The following is a 21,246-nucleotide window of genomic DNA, read 5'->3' on the forward strand; positions in this document are numbered from 1 at the left end:
TGGAAATACTTTTTAGGCTACTTTATAAAATATCTTTGCTTAAAAGTATCACTTCTTTATCTAAAAACTCTTTAAAATTATTTTCTGATGGATGTCCTAAAAAGGGTGCATGAAAAAAAGAAGTCATATCGTTTCGCCAAATCATAACATAAGAAATACTGCTAGCTCTAATAGCTTTATATAAACTTTCTGTCCACCAAGTGTTATCAACTACATTGGTTAAACCCGTTTCGGTTAATGCAAAAAGCATATTTTTTTCAATACTAATATTTTCTACAATTTCTAAATTTTTTAAGGCAGTAGATAAGAATTTTCTATTTTGAAAATCATAAATATCAATACCTAAAATATCTACAAATTCGTCTCCGGGATAATTTCTTAAATATTCTGAACGATTTGCAACAAAATTGGGAGAATATACATATAATAGATTGTGAACATTAAAATCTTCGGATAAAATCTGAACAGTATCTCTCCAGAGTTGAATGTATTCTTCAGTAGTTCTAAAACCTTCTCCCCAAAAAAAGAAATCGCCATTCATTTCATGCCAAGGTCTAAACAATACAGGAATAGAATTTCCATTAGCATCTACTAATTTATTTAATAATCTTGCCGCTCTTGCAAGACGCTTAATGTAAACTTCTCTAAATTCTCCTCCTTTTAAAAAACCTTTTACAACATCGTTAAAACTTCCATCATTAGGTGTGCCAAAACCTTTTGGGTTTACGTGATGCCAACTTATGGTTATAATACTCCCATTTTCATGAGCTTTTATAATGGCTGCTGTAAATTGATTTATAAATTCATCTAGAAGAAAAGCAGTATTAGATTGTATATCGGGTTGTAACCCTATCAATTCTAAATCAAAACCTGCTATTGCTGGATGGTCTCCTGCTACTTCAAAAAAATCGTTTTCTAGTTTATTTCGAACAGGAAAATTATTTCCTGTTCCAAAAGGTTGTTGTTGGCCAAAGGCTATGCCTTTTTGAGTTAGATTAGTTAATCTATTATATAAATCTACACCTTGTTGATTTAAATTAGGGTCTGCAAAATTAATTGGAGCAGTAATAACTGGAGGAAGTCGTTTTGCATTTGGGTCAAAAGAATCATCTTCGTTGTTACAACTTATAAAAACAGAAGTAACCAAGAATAAGGTTAAGATATACTTGTTCATAAAATCTCTGTCGTATAACTCGTTCTTTTTTTACACAAAGCAAAAAAATATTATAATAATCATAAAAATAGAAACAAAAAATTACTTGCTATTTTTTTAACTATTCTTTAGACGCTTTTTATTTGAAAAAACAATAAGGTTAAAAACTAGAAAAGTTAATAAAGCAGGCAATACCCAACCTAAACTATGTTTGGCAAAAGGGATTACGCTTTTAATTCCGACTAAGTTTTCTCTAGGGATTATAAATCCTAAAAAGTCTGTAATACTAAAGATAAAAGTTGCAATAACAACACCTCTAAAGACCAATTTAGAAGCGTATTTTTCTGGTACAACATTTAGTAGAATTAATACAATAGTTATAGGGTACACAAACATTAAAGCAGGTACAGCAACATCAATAATAAACCCAACATTATAACTACCAACAATAATACCGATAATGCTACAAACAGCTGCAGTGCTTATGTATGCCGTTTTAGAATTGTTACAAATACCTTTTATATAATCTGCGGTTCCGGTTACAATACCAACAGCAGTTGTAAAACAGGCTAAAGCAACTAAGACACTTAAAAATGTGGTCCCTAAATTACCTAAGGTTTGTGTACTTAAACCAGATAAAATTTCTATTCTTGTGGCGTTTTCTACAAATGTAGCGCTTAATAAAGAGCCGCTTAAAATTAAACCTCCGTAAATTAATAATAAACCAAATCCGGATATATAACCTGCTTTTCTAATCAACGTTCTTTTTTCGTTAAAAGTGGTGTGATTGCTATAGTCTAACGAGATGATAATTACGGCACCAACAACAACGCCTGCAATAGCGTCAAAGGTTTGGTAACCTTCTAAAACACCATCTACAAAAGGATTTTTAAAGCTTGATGGATTTACAGTACCGGTTGCTGTAAAAAGAGCAATCGAAATAATTACCAATAAAATAACAACAATAATGGGTGTTAAAAATTTACCGATTAAACTGATGATTCTAGAACGGTTTACCGCAAAGATAAATACCAAAACAAAGTAAACAATACTTGTTAAAATAGGTGGCGAGTCAAAAAAAGGCTGAATTGCCATTTCATGTGTTACTGCCGCCGTTCTTGGAGACGGAATTGCAACTGCAATAATGTAGATAAAAAAACAAAAGACTGTACTAAACACAGGAGAAACTTTTTTACCAAAATCGTACAAAGTTCCTTGTAACCTAGCATGTGCAAAAATTGCCAAAATAGGAATAATAATCGCCGTTAATATAAATCCTAAAACGACAATCCACCAATCTGTACCCGATTTAACACCTAAAGTTGGAGGTAAAATTAAATTTCCTGCTCCAAAAAAGAGTGAAAATAATGCAAAACCTGCAATCCAAATTTCTTTTGTTTTGTTCAATTTAGTTTACTTTTTTAAGATGTAAATCACCAAAATCGAAACTAAAATCTGTTATTGGTGCAATAGGTTTCATGGTTGCGTCAGTTGCATTTCCTTTTTCATCAAAAGTAAAGTTTACAAAAACATCTGCATCAAAACTTCTGTTGTTCCATTTTGTAACGTATGTGGTTTGGTTGTAGGGTAATAATTGTCCCACTAATTTAGAAGAACGTTTGCATTTTATAGTGTAAGAAGTACCATCATTAGTAATAAGGATGTTTCCAAACCAATTGTCTTTATAAGTACCAACAATCTGACTTGGTTTAGGCAGACTTAGGTCCTTTTTAGCTAGTTCTGCTTTGTTATAAACAGCTGTTTTTAAACTATCATTATATTTTAAATACTTGGCGTTGTTTGTGCCTAATTTGTTTAACCAGTTTCTATCGTTATAACCTAAATAAGTATCTTTAATTGTGTTGGTAACGGTATTAAAAGCGCTTCCATTCATTTGATTGGTTAATACAATAATTGCCAAATCTAAATCTGGAATCATTGTAAACTGAGTTACGGTACCTAATAAACCACCTGTATGATATACTTGTTTGTAACCACCTTTTACATCGGTTAAAAACCACCCTAAACCATAGCCCTTAAAATTAGAGCTATAAGTATCATTTTTTCTAACCTTTAAAGGTGTTTGTAATTGCCAAAGTTCATGAAATTGTGTTTCGCTTAATAAACGTGTTCCGTTTTTTGTAACAGCATCATTCATTAAAAATTGTGCCCACGTAAGCATGTCGTTTACGTTACTCATAATTCCGCCAGCAGGATTTGCAGTTTCGCTCCAATCGTGCGGAATTTGTATTACTTTTCCTTCTGCTCTTGTATGTGCATCAATAATATTTGTTCTATTTGTAACTCTATTGTAAGATGCTTTACTGTTGTTCATGCCAACAGGTTTCATAATTTTAGTTTCAATAAATTCTTCCCAAGAAAGACCACTTACACGTTTTAAAACTTCACCAGCAATAATAAACATATTGTTATTGTATGCAAATTTGCTTCTAAAAGACGTTTCTGGTTTTAAGTATTTTACGTTGTTAATTACATCAGCAACATGAAAATCATTTCCTTCCGGAAAAAACATTAAATCTCCTGCGCCTAAACCCATTCCGCTTCTGTGCGTTACCAAATCTCTTACGGTAAATTGTTCTGTTACCCAAGCATCGTATAATTGAAATTCCGGAATGTGTTTACGTACTTTATCGTCCCAATTTAATTTCCCCGCATCTACCATCATCGCCAAAGCAAAACAAGTAAACCCTTTACTGTTAGAAGCAATACCAACTAAGGTATTTTCGTTCATGTCTTTTTTGTTGGTTAAAGAACGAACTCCGTGACCTTTTGCGTACACTATTTTTCCGTCTTTTAAAATTCCGACAGAAATACCCGGAACATCAAAAGTTTTTAAGGTTTGTTCTATTAAATTATCGAGTTTTTTTTCTGGTATTTGTGCGTTTAAGGTTAAAGAAAGTAAAAAGAGTGTTGAAAGTATTATTTTTTTGAAAAACATAAGATTAAATTGTGATAAATTCACATCAAATATAGTAAATACTTTATCATATTTTAAGTTTCTAAAAGGGAATCAAATGCTATATTTGTTTCTATGATTTTAGATTATAAAAACGCCAATGTTTTTTATACAGATCAAGGAAAAGGAACTGCTGTTGTTTTAATTCATGGTTTTTTAGAAAATGCCACTATGTGGGATGAAATTGTTCCTGAATTAACTAAAAGAAACAGAGTAATTACGATTGATTTACTAGGTCACGGAAAGTCTGATTGTTTGGGTTATGTACATTCTATGGAGTTGTTTTGTAAAACTGTAGAAGCGGTTTTAAAGCACTTAAAAATTAGAAAATTTATTTTGGTTGGCCATTCTTTAGGAGGCTATGTTTCTTTAGCGATTGCCAAAATGAATCCTTCTAAAATAAAGGGCTTATGCTTATTAAATTCAACTTCTAATGAAGATTCTGAAGAGCGAATAAAAATAAGAATTAGAGCAAATAAAATGGTTCAAAATAATTTTGAAAGTATGGTTAAAATGTCTATTTCAAATTTATTTAATCAAGAAAATTTATTGCAATTTAAAGAAGAAATAGAAGCGATAAAAACGGAAGCTTTAAAAACTTCTTTACAAGGTTATGTTGCAGCAAATGAAGGTATGAAATTACGTCTAAACACCAATGCTGTTTTAGCAGATAATCATTTTAAAAAATTGATTATTGTTGGTGAAAAAGATCTTATTTTAGATTTAGAAGCCTCTAAAGAGGAAGCTAAAAAAACCAATTCTGAGTTGGTTGTTTTTCCTGACGGACACATGAGTCATATAGAAAACACGCAAGAATTAATTTTTGTTTTAAAAGATTTTATAAAGAACTGTTAATCTTAGCTTTTATCTTTTTATTTACTGTAATTTTTTAAAAGTTTCTTCGACTATATATAAAACCGAAATCGATGAAACAATTTATACTATTACTTTTTTTAGGAATCTTTAGTAATATATCCGCACAACAAATAGATTATAATACTAAAAAAGGCTTTGTGGCTGAAGGGTACGATGTAGTTTCATATTTTGTAGATTATAAACCTGTAGAAGGAAAAAATAAATTTCAAACGGATTATGATGGGGCCAAATTTAGGTTTTCATCTGATGAGCATTTAAAAATGTTTACAGAAAACCCTAAAAAGTATGTGCCTCAATATGGTGGGTATTGTGCGTATGCAGTTGCAGAAAAAAACACTAAAATGTATATAGATGCAGAAGCTTATGAAATTAGAGATGGCAAGCTGTATTTATTTTACAGTTCTTTTTTTTGGAATAAGTTAGAGGATTGGAAAGAAGGAAATACCAAAGAATTACAAGCCAAGGGTGATGATAACTGGAAAAGTTTAAAGCATAAAAAAAATAAATAATGAAAAAACTCGGACTACTATTTTTACTGATTTCATTTACAACATTCGCACAAAAGCATAATTACAATACAAAAAGAGGCTATGTAGCAGAAGGCTACGATGTAGTTTCTTATTTTGATAATAAAGCAGAAAAAGGAAATAAGAGTTTTAGTACAACATACGATGACGTAAAGTTTAAGTTTTCATCAAAAGAAAATTTAGAAACCTTTATAAGAGAACCTAAAAAATATGTTCCTGCTTATGGTGGTTATTGTGCTTATGCTATTGGGTTAAAAGGAGAAAAAGTATCCATAGACCCAGAAACTTTTGAAATAAGAGAAGGTAAATTGTATTTGTTTTACAATTCTTGGGGAATAAATACGTTAAAGTTATGGCAAGAAGAAGGAGCAGAAGATCTTAAAGAAAAAGCAGATAAAAACTGGCTAAAAATAAATAATGAAGATTGAAAGCATTGTCGGGGGACTTTGTGAATGTTGTGAGAAAAAAAAGAGCTGAATGTTAATTCAGCTCTTTTTTAGTTTTATAAAGTAGATGCTACTCTGCTTTTAGTAAATAATATGTTTTTTTACCACGTTGTAATAACACGTATTTATTAGCAATTAAGTCTTCTTTAGTAATAGAGTAGTCTTCTTTTATTTTTTCTTTATTTACAGAAATTGCATTTTCTTTTAAGGCTCTTCTTGCATCTCCATTAGATTTTAAGAAGTTTGTTTTTGCTGCTAAAGCACCAATCATATCTAAGCCTTCTTCTATATCTGCAATAGCAACTGTTGCTTGTGGTACACCATCAAAAACATCTAAAAAAGTTTGTTCATCTAAAGACTTTAAATCAGAAGCGGTAGATTTTCCAAATAAAATATTAGAAGCTTTTAAGGCGTTTTCAAATGCTTCTTTTCCGTGTGTTAAAGTAGTAACTTCTTCACCAAGTGTTTTTTGTAACAAACGTAAATGCGGATTTTCTTTATGTTCTGCAATTAAGTTTTCTATAGTTTCTTTGTCTAAAAATGTAAACTTTTTAATAAAGTTTTCTGCATCTTCATCCGAAGAGTTTAACCAATATTGGTAGTATTTATAAGGAGAGGTTCTGTCTGTATTTAACCAAACATTTCCTCCTTCTGTTTTACCAAATTTTGTTCCGTCTGCTTTTGTAACCAAAGGCACTGTAATAGCATACGCTTTTCCTTGTGCTTTTCTACGAATTAATTCTGTACCTGTAGTTATGTTTCCCCACTGGTCAGAACCACCCATTTGTAGTCTACAATTTTTCTCTGTGTATAAGTGATAAAAATCGTATCCTTGAAATAATTGGTAGGTAAATTCTGTAAAACTCATTCCAACAGAAGATTCAGAACTTAAACGTTTCTTTACAGAATCTTTAGCCATCATGTAGTTTACAGTAATGTGTTTTCCTGTATCTCTAACAAAATCGATTAATGAAATATCTTTCATCCAATCGTAATTGTTAACCAATTCTGCTTTGTTTTCTGCGGTAGCATCAAAATCTAAAAAACGCTCTAAATTTTCTCTAACTCCGGCTATATTTTTAGCCAATGTAGCTTCGTCTAACAAATTACGTTCTGCAGATTTTCCAGAAGGATCACCAACCATACCTGTTGCGCCACCAATTAATGCAATTGGGTTATGACCTGCATTTTGAAAGTGTTTCAAAATGAAAATTTGTACCAAACTACCAATATGTAGCGAGTCTGCAGTTGGATCGAAACCAATATAACCAGCAGTTTTATTTTTTAATAAATAGTCTTCTGTGTCTGGCATAATATCATGCAATAATCCACGCCAGCGTAATTCTTCAACAAAATTTGTCATTATAAATCTAAATTAATTCAATTCAAAATACGAGTGTAAAACTGAGCTTGTCGAAGTTTTTGTGTATTAATAGTGTAAACCATCAATTTCGACAAGCTGAATTTGATATCTTATAGCAATTATTCATTTGCTATTTTTCATTATGCAAAGATAAACTTATCAATGAAAAAATCATAAATTCGCTGTATGATTTTAGTTACCGGAGGAACAGGTTTAGTAGGCGCGCATTTATTGTATCATTTAGTTAAAAATGATGAAAAAATACGTGCTATTTATCGAACTGAAGAAAAAATAGAAGCAGTAAAAAAAGTTTTTTCTTTGTATTCTAATGATGTAACGCTAATTTCTAAAATAGAATGGTATAGGGCAGATATTACAGAAGTACCTGCTATGATCCCTGCATTTATAGGTATTGAAAAAGTATATCATTGTGCTGCGTTAGTTTCTTTTAATGAGAAGGATTATAGGCAAATGAGAAAAGTAAATATTCATGGAACCGCAATTATTGTAAACCTTGCTATTGATGCAAAAGTAAATAAAATTTGTTTTGTAGGTTCTATTGCTGCTGTTGGGAGTTCTTTAAACGGAGGTTTGATTACCGAAAAAAACGAATGGAACCCAGAAGAAGATAATAGTGGGTATTCTATAACAAAGTTTGGTGCAGAAATGGAAATTTGGCGTGCTAGCCAAGAAGGAGTTAATGTGGTTATTGTAAACCCTGGCGTTATTTTAGGAAGTGGTTTCTATACTGCTGGTTCGGGTAAATTATTTTCTCAAGTCTATAATGGTTTCAAATATTACACAGAAGGAGTTACAGGTTTTGTGGGGGTAAAAGATGTAGTTGAGGTAATGATTCAATTAATGAATTCTAGCATAAAAAACGAACGTTTTATTTTAGTCGCTGAAAACAAATCCTTTAAAGAAATCTTTTTTTCTATAGCAAAATACTTCGGAAAGAAACAACCCACAAAAAATATTAAGCCTTGGCAAACTGCCATTTTTTGGAAGTTTTCTTGGTTATTATCTTTAGTTACCGGAAAAGAACCTTTATTAAGTAAATATTCTGCGAGAAGTGCACATTCCGTTTCTAGATATTCATCAGAAAAAATTGAAAAAAGTTTGCCTTTTCAGTTTGAAAAAATGGAAGATGTTATTAAGAGGGTTTGTAATAATTTTATTCGCTTTCAGAAAGTTTAATAGAATCGTTTTCCTTTCGTTTTATTGCGGTTTTTTCAATAGAATCTTTTCTAATAGAATCGTTTTTAGCGCTTATTTCACTATAAAATTCCTTTTTTTCGTCTAAATTATTTTGAACATCTTGTAATATTTGTTCATACAAATCTATTTTAGAAGTGTAATAGAAATTACTATTTTGAAAACGTAGGCTATCAATTTTATACTTATCGTATACAAACGCCATATAATTAATTTTCTTTTGATCGTTATTGTTCTTCACAAACTTAGCAGAAGAAGCAATCATCATATCTTTAATTAATAGCGTCATTGTATCTCTAGGAATCAGATCTTCTGGCTTCTTAAAGATGGTATTACTAGTACAAGAACCTAGAAAAATAAAAACAAGTAAATAGCTTAATTTTTTCATATTAGCGATTAAAAGTAAGACGTTTTCCTTTAATATCATCATTAAAAGCACCGTTGTTGTAGATTAAGTTTCCGTTGACAAATGTATGTGTTATAGTTGATGAAAATGTGGTGCCTTCAAAAGGAGACCAACCGCATTTGTATAAAATATTGTCTTTAGAAACAGTTTGCGACTTGTTGGTATCAATTAAAACGATATCTGCAAAATAGCCTTCTTTTATAAAACCACGTTTTTCAATTTGAAATAATTTAGCAGGATTATGACTCATTTTTTCAACTGCTTTTTCAATTGATATTACGCCTTCTTTTACTTTTTCTAAAACAGCAGTTACAGCATGTTGTACTAAAGGTCCTCCACTTGGTGCTTTTGTGTATACATTGTCTTTTTCCTCTAAAGTATGTGGAGCGTGATCTGTTGCTAAAACATCAATTCTATCATCTAAAAGTGCTTCCCATAAACCTAACCTGTCTTTTTCTGTTTTTACAGCAGGATTCCATTTTATATGCGTTCCTTTTTCATCATAATCTTTGTCGGAAAACCATAAATGATGAATACAAACTTCTGCAGTAATTTGTTTTTCTTCTAAAGGAATATCGTTTCTAAAAAGCTCGGTTTCTTTGGCTGTTGATACATGAAAAATATGCAATCTTGCTCCTGTTTTCTTTGCCAGTTCAATCGCTTTAGAAGACGATAAATAACAAGCTTCTTCACTTCTAATAATTGGGTGGTATTTTACAGGAATGTCATCTCCGTATTTATCTACAAACTCTTGTGTGTTTTTTCTAATTGTAGCTTCATCTTCACAATGTACAGAAATAATCATTTTTGTTGATGAGAAAATTTTCTCTAGAATTTCTTCATTATCAACCAACATATTTCCTGTAGAAGAGCCTAAGAATAATTTAATTCCGGCTACTTTTTTAGGGTCTGTTTTTAATAATTCTTCTAAATTATCATTTGTACCACCAAACATAAAAGAGTAGTTGGCATAAGAATCGTTTGCAGCAATTGTAAATTTATCTTCTAATAAATCTTGGGTCGTAGCTTGTGGTACTGTGTTTGGCATTTCAATAAAAGTAGTAATTCCACCAGCAACGGCAGCTCTACTTTCTGTGGCAATATTAGCTTTGTGTGTTAAGCCAGGTTCTCTAAAATGTACTTGATCATCTATAAAACCAGGAATTAAAAATTTACCTTCGGCATCAATAACTTCAACGTTTTCTGTTGCTTTTATGTTTGATGAAATTTCTTTTATCAATTCGTTTTCAATTAAAACATCACCTAAAAAAGTGTTGTTTTCATTTACGATTCTTGCGTTTTTTATTAAAGTTGATTTTGCCATGTTTTTTTCTTAAATATCCATTTTCATGTTAACTAAACTCTTTGTAAAACCAAAGCGTTCGTAAGATTTTATAGCTCCAGAATTGTTGCTATAAACATCTAATCTTAATTCTTTTAAATCTTTTTTTAAAGCCCAATTTTTTAGGGCTTCTAAAATTAAATTACTAATTCTATTTCCTCTAAAGGATGGTTTTACAAATATAAAACCAATATATCCGTGTTTTGGGTTTTTATGATAATGTTTAGATTTTTCTAATCTTAGGTATCCACAAGCAATCAATTCGTTATTAGAAACAGCAACAATTAAATGAATGTCTTTGTTAGTAATTAATTCTGGAATATTGTAATAAGTTATTTTACCATCACCTAAAAAAGGATCTAAAGGTCTTTCTGCTTTTATTACTCCTTGCTCAAATTCTAATAATGTTTCTAAGTCGTTTAGATTAGCGGTTCTAATAGAAATTTCACTCATGTTATTTCTGTTTAGGCAGTCCCTTTAGTTTCATTTTTATCACACCAAATAAAGCTTCATAAACAATGTTTCCACTCATTTTAGAGGTTCCTAAGGTTCTGTCAGTAAAAATTACAGAGACTTCTTTTATATTAAAACCATGTTTCCATGCTTTAAATTTCATTTCTATTTGAAAAGCGTATCCTACAAATTTTATCTTATCTAACTGTATTTTTTCTAGTACTTTTCTGTTCCAACAAACAAAACCAGCGGTAGTGTCATAAAGTGGAATTCTTGTAATAAAGCGTACGTATTTAGAGGCAAAATAAGAGAGTAATACTCTTTTCATTGGCCAATTAACAACGTTTACACCTTGTGAGTATCTAGAGCCTACAGCAACATCTCCACCTTCTTTTTCACAAGCATTGTAAAGGCGAACTAAATCTTTTGGATTATGAGAAAAATCTGCATCCATTTCAATAATATATTCGTAATTTTTGGCTAATGCCCATTTAAAACCATGAATATAGGCGGTACCTAAACCACTTTTACCTAACCTTTTTTCTAAAAAAAGTTTATTTGGGAATTCTAAAATTAAGTTTTCTACGATTTTTGAGGTTCCGTCTGGAGAATTATCATCCACAACCAAAATATGAAATTCTTTTTTTTGATTAAAAGTGGTTCTAATGATAACTTCTATGTTTTCTTTTTCGTTATAAGTAGGTATAATGACTAACGCATCTGACATAAATAAAATTTCATGTGGTAAGTAGACAAATATACATTATTTAATTACTAATTTTGTGTTAATCTTACCAAAACAGAAAAAGGTGCAAGCATTAGATAGAGTAGTTGTTGATAATAGTTGGATAACCATATTGTTGGTATGCTTATTAGCCTGTGTTTTTCTTTTAAGAGGTATAAGTGCGGTAAGGTTAAGAGGCTGTGCATCCTCTTTAATAAACAGTAATTTTGTTGAAACTGAAATTGAAGAGAATAGTTCTTTTTTTGATCCCTTTAAAAATATAATTTTCATTTTTTCTGTATTTGTTCTTTCACTCTTAGTTTATAAAATTTATGTGTTTTATAGTCCTTCTGCTCTTGAGGGGGTTTATGCTTTTTTTAAAATTTTTGGAGTTGTTTTTGTTTATTTTACCATTAAAAGGTTGTCAGAGTTGCTGCTTTCTTTTTTATTCATGATACATAAAAAACTAGATTTCTTTTTAGTCTCTAAGTCTATTTATTTGTATGCTATTTCTTTTTTAGTACTTGTAGCAGTGGTTTTAGAGGAGTATTCGCAATTAAACACCCTTTTTTTAGTGTATTTTTCTGGAGTATTATTTTCAGTTCGTTTTATATTCCACGGGGTTCGTAATAAAAAGCTGATTTTTAGCGAGTTGTTTTATTTTATTTTGTACCTTTGCGCCTTCGAAATAGCACCGCTATTTATACTGTTTAAATTGCTGTTTTAACTACAAAAAGAAAGCATATGAAAGTGAAAACGATTTTAGTATCGCAACCAGAACCAAAGACAGAAACCTCTCCTTATTTTGACTTGTCTGATAAACAAAAAGTTAAGATAGATTTTAGGCCTTTTATTCATGTAGAAGGAATCTCTGTTAAAGAAGTAAGAGGAGAAAAAGTGGACTTAAATAAGTTTACGGCTATTATTTTAACAAGTAGAAATGCCGTAGATCATTTTTTTAGAATTGCAGAAGAAATGCGCTTTAAAGTGCCAGATTCAATGAAGTACTTTTGTCAGTCAGAAGCAGTAGCTTATTACTTACAGAAATATGTGGTATATAGAAAACGTAAAATTTATGTTGGTCCTAGATCATTTTTAGAATTAACAAAATTAATTAAGAAACATAAAACTGAAAAATTTTTATTGCCAAGTTCAGATAAATTAAAACCTTTAATTCCAGAAGAATTAGATAAATTGGGTGTAAACTGGACACGATTAGATTTATATAGAACAGTTGTTAGTGATTTATCTGATTTAGAAGATGTATTTTATGATGTGTTGGTGTTTTTTAGCCCATCAGGAATAGAATCTCTATTAAAGAATTTTCCTAATTTTCAGCAAAAAGAAACAAGAATTGCTGCTTTTGGTAATTCTACTGTAAAAGCTGTAACAGATGCTGGTTTTAAGTGCGATATAGAAGCTCCATCACCAGAAACACCTTCTATGACAATGGCTTTAGACAAGTACATTAAAGTAGTAAATAAGAAGTAAATTATGCTAAACTTTATTTAGAATAATATTATAAAATTGATAAAAACCGAACAGAAATGTTCGGTTTTTTTTATATAGTTTTTTAGAAGCTATTTCCTGCTTTACACTATATCTTTTTTTGTAAAAAACAAAAAAAGGATGCCGTTTCAATCAGGGCTATACTTGTTTGTTGGCTAGTTGTTTTATTGTTTATATAAACCATTATAAGGAATGTTGTGTCGGTGTTTTCGATAATTTAAACTAAACCTCATAATCTTATTTGATAGAATAATGTATATTTGTTTAAGATAATTGTAAACAACTGAAAATCAGTTTGTTTTTATTTGATTCTTATTTGATAAATGACTGAAATTGAACTAAAATTACTTATAAAAGAACTAGTAAGTTACTCTCAAGAAACAGAATGGCTTGAGTTTAAATTGAACTTTCATTCCTGTGAAGAAATAGGAGAGAGGATATCGGCCTTAGCAAATGGAGCTTGCCTTAGTAAGAAACAATATGGATTTCTTATTTTTGGAGTTGAAGATAAAACCCATAATATAAAAGGAACTACTTTTAAAGTTAAATCAGCGACTAAAGGAAAACAAGAATTAGAAAATTGGTTAATTCAAAGACTGGATCCAAAAATTGATTTTAAAACATATGAATTTGAATATTTAGAAGGAATTAATATTAGTATGTATGTGATTCCTGCAGCAGTAAATAGACCTGTTAAGTTTACTAATCAGGCATATATTAGAATAGGGAGTTACACCAGGTTACTTAAAGAATTTCCTGAAAAAGAATCTAAAATTTGGAATCGAAAAGATAATATCAAATTTGAACTTCAATTAGCTAAAGAGAATATAGATGCTGATACTATAGTTTCTCTTTTGGATACTCAAGCGTATTTTGATTTATTAAAACTACCGTACCCTTCAAATAGACAAGGAGTGATTGATAAGTTTGTCTCTGAAAACTTAATTATCAAAAAAGCAATTAAATTTTCCATTACAAATTTAGGAGCACTTCTATTTGCTAAAAATTTAGAAGACTTTCCTGATTTAAAAAGAAAAGCGATTAGAGTTATTGTTTATAAAAATAATAACAAAATTGAAACTGTTAGAGAACAAATTGGAGGGAAGGGATATGTTTCAGGGTATCAGGGATTAATAGATTGGGTTAATAGTCAATTACCAGCCAATGAAGAAATAGGGAAAGCATTTAGAGATGATAAAAGAATGTATCCAGAAATTGCTGTTCGTGAGTTATTGGCAAATGCTATAATTCATCAAGATTTTGAAGAAAAAGGTTTTCCAATGGTTGAGATATTTTCTGATAGAATTGAAATTACTAATCCAGGAATACCACTTATTACACCAGAGCGTTTTATTGATGAATATCAATCAAGAAATGATGTGCTTGCGGATTTAATGAGAAGGTTGGGTATTTGTGAAGAGAAAGGAAGTGGAATTGATAAAGTTATTTTTTATAATGAAATGTATCAGTTGCCTGCTCCTGATATTTTAATTCAAGAAAAACATACAAAAGTTATAATGTATTCTTACAAGACTTTAAATCAGATGGATAAAAAAGATAAAATAAGAGCTTGTTATCAGCATTGTTGTTTGAAATATGTTTCAAATGATAAAATGACCAATCAGTCTTTAAGAGATAGGTTTATGATAGAGAGTAAGAATGCGGCAATTGCATCAAGAATAATTAAAGAGGCACTTAATGGAAATGTCATAAAAGAAGATGATCCTGAAAGTAATTCGAGGAAGTATAAAAAATACATCCCTTTTTGGGCGTAATTCTTATTTGATGGTTATTTGATGATTGTAAGATAAGGTATATTTAACTATCTGATAAACAGGTATGTTTTATTTGATGATATAAATAATTATTGATAGAGTGGCTGATGTTGGTTTAAAGTTTATTCTAAAATTTAGGGTTTTTAATTAAATTTTTGAATAGCCTTTAGAGTAAAAAACTAAGCAAACAAAGTAGCAAAAGCTTCTTCAATTTTACCAACTAGTACCAATCTTATTCCGTGGTTTTTAGAAGATATTTTATTGTATTTAGAAGCAACTAAAGTTTTATAACCTAATTTTTCTGCTTCTGTAATTCTTTGGTCTATTTTAGAAACAGGTCTTATTTCTCCTGCCAAACCAACTTCTGCAGCAAAACAAACATTTGGGTTAATTGCAACATCTTGGTTAGAGGATAAAATTGCAGCAACTACCGCTAAATCTATTGCAGGGTCATCTACATTTATGCCTCCGGTGATATTTAAAAAGACATCTTTTGCACCTAATTTAAAACCAGCTCTTTTTTCTAGAACCGCTAAAATCATGTTTAATCTTTTTAAATTATAACCTGTTGTAGATCGCTGGGGTGTTCCGTAAACAGCTGTAGAAACCAAGGCTTGTACTTCTATCATTAAAGGTCTAATACCTTCTAAAGTACTCGCAATTGCGGTTCCGCTTAAGTCTGCATCTTTCTTAGAAATTAATATTTCAGACGGATTAGAGATTTCTCTTAATCCGTTAGAAAGCATTTCGTAAATTCCTAATTCTGATGTTGAGCCGAATCTGTTTTTTTGACTTCGTAATATTCTGTAAGTATGGTTTCTGTCTCCTTCAAATTGTAAAACAACATCTACCATGTGTTCTAAAATTTTGGGTCCAGCAATGTTTCCGTCTTTATTGATGTGACCAATTAATAAAACTGGTGTAGCAGTTTCTTTGGCGTATTTAATTAATTCTGCAGCAGTTTCTCTAATTTGAGAAATACTTCCGGGAGAGGCTTCTATAGAGCTTGTGTGCAGTGTTTGTATAGAATCGATTACTAAAACTTCTGGCATTGTTTCTTCAATATTTTTGAAGATATTTTGCGTATTGGTTTCTGTTAAAATTAAACAGTTAGAGCTTTTAGCATCTAGTCTTTCTGCTCTCATTTTTATTTGAGACTGACTTTCTTCTCCGGAAACATATAATACTTTCTGGTTGATGTTTAAGGCAACTTGTAATAATAAAGTCGATTTCCCTATTCCTGGTTCTCCACCCAATAATGTTACAGAACCTTTTACCAAACCGCCACCTAAAACCGTGTCTAATTCGTTGTTATTGGTAACAATTCTTTCTTCTGGGTTTAGCTGAATATCGGCAATTTTTAAGGGTTTGTTTACAGCTTGTTTTGCGGTTGTAGATTGTTTCCAAACGCGCTTTTCTTCTTTTTGGACTACTTCTTCTACAATGGTGTTCCATTCTTTACAAGCACCACATTGCCCCACCCATTTTGCATGTTGAGTGCCACAATTCTGACAGAAAAAAGTTGTTTTGGTTTTGGCCATTTAAAAAGAGTTTCTAAGGTTTGAAAGTAGTAAAGTTACAAAGTTTATGAGTGATACTTTTTAATAATCTAAAAAAAAAATTCTCTAAAAGTTGGCAAACGGTTGCGTTAGCGATTGAAGTGGCATCCTTTTTTGTTTATAGCCGTCATTGCGAGGAACGAAGCAATCTGTTTTTATAAAGTAAGATTGCCGCAAAAAGTAAAAAAACTTTCCTCGCAATGACAAACCCTAAAAAAAGATATAACGTAAAGCGCGACCTTTTTAGGGAACGCCAAAAAAATTATTTATCCTTATTGTAAATAGGTAAGAATAAAAATGCCAAACCTCCAAAAACAATAATCATGGCAGTTTGTGCGGTCCACATAATCCAACCAAAAGCGGTTGCGGGTTCTGCTGCAATATTAAATAAGGCCAATGCGCCAGCAACTGCAACGGGATATAAACCGATACCGCCATTTGTTGCAGCAATAGAAAATCCGCCAGCAATAAAGCCAATTAAAATTCCGCCAAACGGAACTTCTAAACCGCTAATTGCAGGTATTGTTGCCCAAAACATAGCAACGTACATTACCCAAATAAATACGGTGTGAAAAATAAATGCCCATTTATTTTTCATTTTAAAGATGCTTGTAACACCTTCTATTAAACCAGAAACAAAGGTTTTAATTTTTAATAAAAAGCCAGAGGTTGCTTTTTTTACAAAAGATCTAAAGATTAAAAAACCAATGATTAAGACTGCTAAACCAATAATTATTTTAGAAGGATCGAAGTTTTTGGTTAGTAAATCATATATAAAATCGAACTGAACAAAAAGGGTGATTGCAACAATGGTAAGCATCATTATTAAATCTGCAATACGTTCTGCTACAATGGTTCCGAATCCTTTTTCGAAAGGAATTTTCTCGTAATTTGCCATTACAGTTGCTCTAGAAATTTCGCCTGCTCTTGGTAGTGCTAAGTTTACTAAATAACCTACTAAAACGGCTAAAACACTGTTTACAAATTTAGGTTTAAAACCTAATGGTTCTAACATAAACTTCCATCTGTAAGCTCTAGAAAGATGGCTTAAAATTCCGAAGAAAAGCCCAAGGAAAATGTAACTATAATTAGCTTCTTTAAAATAGGTGCCTAAAGTTTTTAGAGAAATATCTGAGAGAGAATACCAAACTAAAAAACCTCCCAAAACGAGAGGTAATATAATTTTTAAGATCTTTTTAATATTCAAACTATGTAAGTGTATTGTCTTTTTCGTTAGGGAATACTAAGGATGGTTTAAAGTTTTTAGCTTCTTCAAAATCCATAAATCCGTAAACGATAAGAATTAATACATCATTTACAGCAACCTTTCTTGCTGCTGCTCCGTTTAATGTAATTTCTCCACTACCACGAGGTCCAGGAATAGCGTATGTTTCTAAACGCTCTCCATTATTATTGTTAACGATTTGAACACGTTCGCCTTCAATAATGTTGGCTGCATCCATTAAATCTTCATCTATGGTGATGCTTCCTATATAATTTAAATCTGCACCTGTAACTTTTACACGGTGGATTTTTGATTTTACAACTTGTACTAACATGCAGCAAAAATACTATTTTTTTTGATTACTATTTTTTTAATTGAATGTTGTCTATTAATCTTGTTTCTCCTGCAAATACTGCAATAAAAGCGCGGTATTTTTTATTAGATTCTTTGTTTTTTATGGTTTCTAATGTTTTTTCATCAGCAATTGTAAAATACTCTAAATTTAATAAAGGGTGTTTTTTAAACTGATTTTCTACCCATTCGGTTACTTTAACAGCACTTTCTGTGCCAAATTTTTTACGAACTTTTTTTAGTATTTTATAAATAAAAGGTGCTGCTGCTCTATATTCTTTAGAAAGTCTAGTATTTCTAGAACTCATTGCTAAACCATCTTCTTCTCTAAAAATAGGGCACCCTTTAATTTTAACAAGAAGGCTATTTTTTTTGACCATTTTTTTGATAATTTGCAATTGTTGAAAATCTTTTTGACCAAAATAAGCTTTATCTGGAGTTACAATTTCGAAAAGATTTTTTACGATGGTGCCAACTCCATTAAAATGACCGTCTCTAAATTTACCTTCCATTTGATGTTCTAGGCCATCAAAATCAAAATTTTGTGAGGTTATGTTATCTGCGTAAATTTCTGTTACAGAAGGAAAAAATAACACATCGCAAGAAACACTTTCTAGTAATTTGGTGTCGTTTTCTATGGTTTTTGGGTATTTAACTAAATCTTCTTGGTTGTTGAATTGGGTAGGATTTACAAAAATACTAACCACAACTAGATCATTTTTTTTCTTTGCTTTTTTAATTAAAGATAAATGCCCTTTGTGTAATGCGCCCATTGTTGGCACAAAACCAATGGTTTTATTTTGTTCTTTTTTAGCGGTTAAATATGCTTTTATTTCTTGTTTGGTGTTAAAAATTTTCATCCTGAAGAATTAAGTAAAGTCTGCAAACTTACCAATTTAACACGATATTAGCATAATAATTTGTATTTTTGCGCTTCTTATAAAAGAGTTTGATTTAATGAAGGACAAGAGAATATTATTTGTTTCATCCGAAGTAGTTCCATACTTACCCGAAACAGAGTTATCATCTACAGCCTTTAATGTTGCAAAAAACGCACATTCTAAAGGAGTACAAACAAGAATTTTCATGCCAAGATATGGCGTAATTAACGAACGCAGACATCAACTACACGAAGTAATTCGTTTATCTGGTATGAATCTAGTAGTTAATGATATGGACATGCCATTAATTATAAAAGTTGCTTCTATTCCTAAAGAAAGAATGCAAGTATATTTTATAGATAATGAAGAATATTTTAAACGAAAAGCCGTTTTTACAGATGAAGACGATGATTTGTTTGAAGATAATGATGAACGTGCCATCTTTTTTGCAAAGGGAGTTATAGAGACTGTAAAAAAATTAAACTGGGCGCCAGATATTATTCATGTTCATGGATGGATGGCTTCTCTTTTACCTCTTTATTTAAAAGAATTTTATAAAGAAGAACCTTTATTTACAGAGAGTAAGGTTATTACGTCTTTATACAACAACCCTTTTGAAGGAAACTTAGATGAAACTTTAGCAGATAAAGTTAAGTTTGATGGTATAAGTGATGATAAAATTGCAACAATTAAAACACCAAGTTTTAATAATATATTAAAAAGTGCCATAGAAAATTCTGACGCAATTATTCATGGTAGTGAAGAGATCTCAGAAGAATTAACTTCTTTTATAGAAGGGAAGGATATTCCGGTTTTAGAATATCAAACTGAAGACTTAAAAGAAAGTTATTTAAATTTTTATGCTGATTTAATTTCAGCTAATTAATTATTTTATAAAGTGAGGAGAATTTTTGAGAAAAGCGCCTTTGTTGTAGCTTTAATATTGGTATTTACAGCTGTTATTTCTTGTGAAGAAGATTTTACAGATATTAAAAGTAAGGTAGTAACTAATACAAAGTTTGATACAAATGCCCTAACGGTTGAAGAAATTACTATTGAGAATAGTCCTATTACAAGTGTAACTTCAGATAATCTGTCTTTAGACCCTGGGCAATATTTATTAGGAGTACACGCAAGTGATGCTTACGAAAAGATAGAAGCATCTATTGTTTCGCAACTAGTTTTAGCTACAGGTTTACAGGTAGTTGATGATGAGAATATTTATGCTTCTGACACAACTGTGGTTACAACTATAGATACTGTTTTTGTAAAATTACCATATCAAGTAACTTTAAATGATGATGGTACGGCATACGAGTTAGATTCTATAATAGGAGATCAAACGAAAGCGTTTAATTTAAATGTTTATCAAACTAGTACTTATTTAAGTGTTTTAAATCCTGAAGAACCATCAAAATTTAATAGCTACCAATCTAATGATGTTTTTGAAAAAACAGGGAGTTTACTAAGTGCTACTGCTAACTTTAAGTTCTTACCATCATTAACAGATTCTATTGTAGTTAAAAGATGGTTAAGTACTGGTGAATTGGCAACAAAAGATACGGTAACTTATTTAAATTCAACCTCTACACTTCCTCTTCCTTTTGCGGCAGTACCTTTAAATGAAGCTGAAATTAAAAGAATATTTTTAGATGAATACGAGTCATCGCATTTTGATTCTCAAACTGCATTTAATGATTATTTTAGAGGACTTATTTTAGAGGCTACAGGAGATGAAGGATCTTTAATATCTTTTAATTTTAATGGAACAGTTAGGCCATCATTAGAAATTTATTACACAAATACAGTTATTACTGGAGGTGTAGTTATAGATGCTATTCATAAGAATGATAGTTTTTTATTATTAGGAGTAAGAGCAAGTACATATAAAATGGAAGATAAAACATATCCTGCAGATAATATTGTAGTACAAGGAGCAGCGGGTAGTGAAGCGGTAATAGATCTTTTTGGAGTAGATGCTGATGGAAATGGAATAGCAGATAAAATAGAAGAATTAAGAGCAAGAAAATTATTGATAAATGACGCTTCTTTAACTTTATATATCAATCAAAATGTAGATACAACAGCAGTACCTTATCGATTGTTTTTGTATAAAAGTGATGAAGATGTAAACCCTGTTTTCAGTCATGTAAAAGACGTTTATTCAGAAGGGATAACTACTTTTGGAGGGGTGTTAGAAAGAAATAGTAATGGTGATAAAGAAAAATACACATTTAGAATTACAGATTACGTTTCAGATCTTTTAAGTGGAGAAACTGGTTATTCTCCGAAATTAAGATTGAAGGTAATTAACTCAACAGACTTACAAACGGTTACAGATACTATTTTTAAGAATTATAATTGGAATCCAAAGGCAGTTACTCTTTTTAATCATTCAACAATAAATGGAGAAAAAAAGGCAGAATTTAAGATTTCATACTCAGAAAAAAAATAACTAACTAAA

Annotated in this window: 21 protein-coding genes; 9 read left to right on the forward strand and 12 right to left on the reverse strand. The window is 30.7% G+C overall.

The features are described 5' to 3' along the window. Positions 1-22 precede the first annotated feature (22 nt). The 3 genes from GQR92_RS12605 to GQR92_RS12615 form a co-directional block, all read right to left on the reverse strand. Positions 23-1,174, reverse strand: a complete 1,152-nt coding sequence (locus GQR92_RS12605; RefSeq protein WP_158840069.1) for a glycoside hydrolase family 26 protein — start codon at positions 1,172-1,174, stop codon at positions 23-25. A gap of 96 nt (positions 1,175-1,270) precedes the next feature. Then, entirely contained in the window at positions 1,271-2,560 is a 1,290-nt protein-coding gene (gene brnQ, locus GQR92_RS12610) for a branched-chain amino acid transport system II carrier protein (protein WP_158840072.1), read from the reverse strand. 1 nt (position 2,561) lies between these two features. Next, entirely contained in the window at positions 2,562-4,112 is a 1,551-nt protein-coding gene (locus tag GQR92_RS12615; RefSeq protein ID WP_158840074.1) for a serine hydrolase, read from the reverse strand. A gap of 93 nt (positions 4,113-4,205) precedes the next feature. Between GQR92_RS12615 and GQR92_RS12620 the strand changes: the two genes are divergently transcribed. The 3 genes from GQR92_RS12620 (at position 4,206) to GQR92_RS12630 (ending at position 5,961) form a co-directional block, all read left to right on the forward strand. Next, entirely contained in the window at positions 4,206-4,985 is a 780-nt protein-coding gene (locus GQR92_RS12620; protein WP_158840076.1) for an alpha/beta fold hydrolase, read from the forward strand. Positions 4,986-5,056: 71 nt separating this feature from the next. Then, a complete protein-coding gene (locus tag GQR92_RS12625) occupies positions 5,057-5,515 on the forward strand; it encodes a YHS domain-containing (seleno)protein (RefSeq protein ID WP_158840078.1) in 459 nt (152 codons plus the stop codon). Beyond that, positions 5,515-5,961 carry a YHS domain-containing (seleno)protein gene (locus GQR92_RS12630; RefSeq protein ID WP_158840080.1) on the forward strand — a complete coding sequence of 149 codons (447 nt, stop codon included), beginning with the start codon at positions 5,515-5,517 and terminating at the stop codon, positions 5,959-5,961. The genes GQR92_RS12625 and GQR92_RS12630 overlap by 1 nt, the downstream gene beginning before the upstream one ends. 88 nt (positions 5,962-6,049) lie before the next feature. On the opposite strand, the gene tyrS is transcribed toward GQR92_RS12630, so the two are convergent. Beyond that, positions 6,050-7,342 carry a tyrosine--tRNA ligase gene (tyrS, locus tag GQR92_RS12635; protein ID WP_158840082.1) on the reverse strand — a complete coding sequence of 431 codons (1,293 nt, stop codon included), beginning with the start codon at positions 7,340-7,342 and terminating at the stop codon, positions 6,050-6,052. Between the two features lie 186 nt (positions 7,343-7,528). On the opposite strand from tyrS, the gene GQR92_RS12640 reads away from it, so the two are divergent. After that, positions 7,529-8,539 carry an SDR family oxidoreductase gene (locus GQR92_RS12640; RefSeq protein WP_158840084.1) on the forward strand — a complete coding sequence of 337 codons (1,011 nt, stop codon included), beginning with the start codon at positions 7,529-7,531 and terminating at the stop codon, positions 8,537-8,539. Here GQR92_RS12640 and GQR92_RS12645 read toward each other — a convergent pair. Genes GQR92_RS12645 through GQR92_RS12660 form a run of 4 tightly spaced genes read right to left on the reverse strand, consistent with a single transcriptional unit; the run spans position 8,517 to position 11,485 of the window. Continuing rightward, entirely contained in the window at positions 8,517-8,945 is a 429-nt protein-coding gene (locus GQR92_RS12645) for a DUF4296 domain-containing protein (RefSeq protein ID WP_199269139.1), read from the reverse strand. The genes GQR92_RS12640 and GQR92_RS12645 overlap by 23 nt on opposite strands. Before the next feature lies 1 nt (position 8,946). After that, complete coding sequence (locus GQR92_RS12650) at positions 8,947-10,287, reverse strand: dihydroorotase (RefSeq protein WP_158840086.1); 1,341 nt, start codon at positions 10,285-10,287, stop codon at positions 8,947-8,949. Between the two features lie 9 nt (positions 10,288-10,296). Then, positions 10,297-10,758: a GNAT family N-acetyltransferase gene (locus GQR92_RS12655; RefSeq protein WP_158840088.1), complete on the reverse strand. Its 462-nt coding sequence runs from the start codon at positions 10,756-10,758 to the stop codon at positions 10,297-10,299. Between the two features lies 1 nt (position 10,759). Continuing rightward, complete coding sequence (locus GQR92_RS12660) at positions 10,760-11,485, reverse strand: polyprenol monophosphomannose synthase (RefSeq protein ID WP_158840090.1); 726 nt, start codon at positions 11,483-11,485, stop codon at positions 10,760-10,762. Between the two features lie 82 nt (positions 11,486-11,567). Here GQR92_RS12660 and GQR92_RS12665 point away from each other — a divergent pair, with 82 nt between their 5' ends. The 3 genes from GQR92_RS12665 to GQR92_RS12675 all read left to right on the forward strand — a co-directional run bounded on the left by GQR92_RS12665 (position 11,568) and on the right by GQR92_RS12675 (position 14,766). Continuing rightward, entirely contained in the window at positions 11,568-12,209 is a 642-nt protein-coding gene (locus GQR92_RS12665; protein ID WP_158840092.1) for a DUF4271 domain-containing protein, read from the forward strand. A 17-nt stretch (positions 12,210-12,226) separates the two neighbouring features. Further along, positions 12,227-12,973 (forward strand): uroporphyrinogen-III synthase, encoded by a 747-nt coding sequence (locus tag GQR92_RS12670; protein ID WP_158840099.1) that lies wholly within the window; start codon positions 12,227-12,229, stop codon positions 12,971-12,973. Between the two features lie 341 nt (positions 12,974-13,314). After that, complete coding sequence (locus GQR92_RS12675) at positions 13,315-14,766, forward strand: ATP-binding protein (RefSeq protein ID WP_158840101.1); 1,452 nt, start codon at positions 13,315-13,317, stop codon at positions 14,764-14,766. A 179-nt stretch (positions 14,767-14,945) separates the two neighbouring features. Here GQR92_RS12675 and radA read toward each other — a convergent pair whose 3' ends face one another. The 4 genes from radA to panC all read right to left on the reverse strand — a co-directional run bounded on the left by radA (position 14,946) and on the right by panC (position 18,761). Beyond that, positions 14,946-16,307: a DNA repair protein RadA gene (radA, locus tag GQR92_RS12680; RefSeq protein WP_158840103.1), complete on the reverse strand. Its 1,362-nt coding sequence runs from the start codon at positions 16,305-16,307 to the stop codon at positions 14,946-14,948. Positions 16,308-16,587: 280 nt separating this feature from the next. After that, positions 16,588-17,532, reverse strand: a complete 945-nt coding sequence (locus tag GQR92_RS12685; protein ID WP_158840105.1) for a lysylphosphatidylglycerol synthase transmembrane domain-containing protein — start codon at positions 17,530-17,532, stop codon at positions 16,588-16,590. Between the two features lies 1 nt (position 17,533). Next, a complete protein-coding gene (panD, locus tag GQR92_RS12690; protein ID WP_036825265.1) occupies positions 17,534-17,884 on the reverse strand; it encodes an aspartate 1-decarboxylase in 351 nt (116 codons plus the stop codon). Between the two features lie 28 nt (positions 17,885-17,912). Continuing rightward, complete coding sequence (gene panC / locus GQR92_RS12695; protein ID WP_158840107.1) at positions 17,913-18,761, reverse strand: pantoate--beta-alanine ligase; 849 nt, start codon at positions 18,759-18,761, stop codon at positions 17,913-17,915. A 97-nt stretch (positions 18,762-18,858) separates the two neighbouring features. Here panC and GQR92_RS12700 point away from each other — a divergent pair, with 97 nt between their 5' ends. Next, positions 18,859-19,668, forward strand: a complete 810-nt coding sequence (locus GQR92_RS12700) for a glycogen/starch synthase (protein WP_158840109.1) — start codon at positions 18,859-18,861, stop codon at positions 19,666-19,668. Between the two features lie 12 nt (positions 19,669-19,680). Further along, the gene (locus GQR92_RS12705) at positions 19,681-21,237 is read left to right on the forward strand and encodes a DUF4270 family protein (protein WP_158840111.1); all 1,557 of its coding nucleotides are present in this window, start codon (positions 19,681-19,683) and stop codon (positions 21,235-21,237) included. Positions 21,238-21,246: the final 9 nt, after the last annotated feature.

The sequence above is a fragment of the Polaribacter sp. L3A8 genome (assembly GCF_009796785.1).
Taxonomy (GTDB): Bacteria; Bacteroidota; Bacteroidia; order Flavobacteriales; family Flavobacteriaceae; genus Polaribacter.

Coding starts and splice junctions, on each gene's coding strand:
- GQR92_RS12605 (WP_158840069.1), bottom strand. CDS start 1,174: ATGAACAAGTATATCTTAACCTTATTCTTGGTTACTTCTGTTTTTATA.
- GQR92_RS12615 (WP_158840074.1), bottom strand. CDS start 4,112: ATGTTTTTCAAAAAAATAATACTTTCAACACTCTTTTTACTTTCTTTA.
- GQR92_RS12620 (WP_158840076.1), top strand. CDS start 4,206: ATGATTTTAGATTATAAAAACGCCAATGTTTTTTATACAGATCAAGGA.
- GQR92_RS12625 (WP_158840078.1), top strand. CDS start 5,057: ATGAAACAATTTATACTATTACTTTTTTTAGGAATCTTTAGTAATATA.
- GQR92_RS12630 (WP_158840080.1), top strand. CDS start 5,515: ATGAAAAAACTCGGACTACTATTTTTACTGATTTCATTTACAACATTC.
- tyrS (WP_158840082.1), bottom strand. CDS start 7,342: ATGACAAATTTTGTTGAAGAATTACGCTGGCGTGGATTATTGCATGAT.
- GQR92_RS12640 (WP_158840084.1), top strand. CDS start 7,529: ATGATTTTAGTTACCGGAGGAACAGGTTTAGTAGGCGCGCATTTATTG.
- GQR92_RS12645 (WP_199269139.1), bottom strand. CDS start 8,945: ATGAAAAAATTAAGCTATTTACTTGTTTTTATTTTTCTAGGTTCTTGT.
- GQR92_RS12650 (WP_158840086.1), bottom strand. CDS start 10,287: ATGGCAAAATCAACTTTAATAAAAAACGCAAGAATCGTAAATGAAAAC.
- GQR92_RS12655 (WP_158840088.1), bottom strand. CDS start 10,758: ATGAGTGAAATTTCTATTAGAACCGCTAATCTAAACGACTTAGAAACA.
- GQR92_RS12660 (WP_158840090.1), bottom strand. CDS start 11,485: ATGTCAGATGCGTTAGTCATTATACCTACTTATAACGAAAAAGAAAAC.
- GQR92_RS12670 (WP_158840099.1), top strand. CDS start 12,227: ATGAAAGTGAAAACGATTTTAGTATCGCAACCAGAACCAAAGACAGAA.
- GQR92_RS12675 (WP_158840101.1), top strand. CDS start 13,315: ATGACTGAAATTGAACTAAAATTACTTATAAAAGAACTAGTAAGTTAC.
- radA (WP_158840103.1), bottom strand. CDS start 16,307: ATGGCCAAAACCAAAACAACTTTTTTCTGTCAGAATTGTGGCACTCAA.
- panD (WP_036825265.1), bottom strand. CDS start 17,884: ATGTTAGTACAAGTTGTAAAATCAAAAATCCACCGTGTAAAAGTTACA.
- panC (WP_158840107.1), bottom strand. CDS start 18,761: ATGAAAATTTTTAACACCAAACAAGAAATAAAAGCATATTTAACCGCT.
- GQR92_RS12700 (WP_158840109.1), top strand. CDS start 18,859: ATGAAGGACAAGAGAATATTATTTGTTTCATCCGAAGTAGTTCCATAC.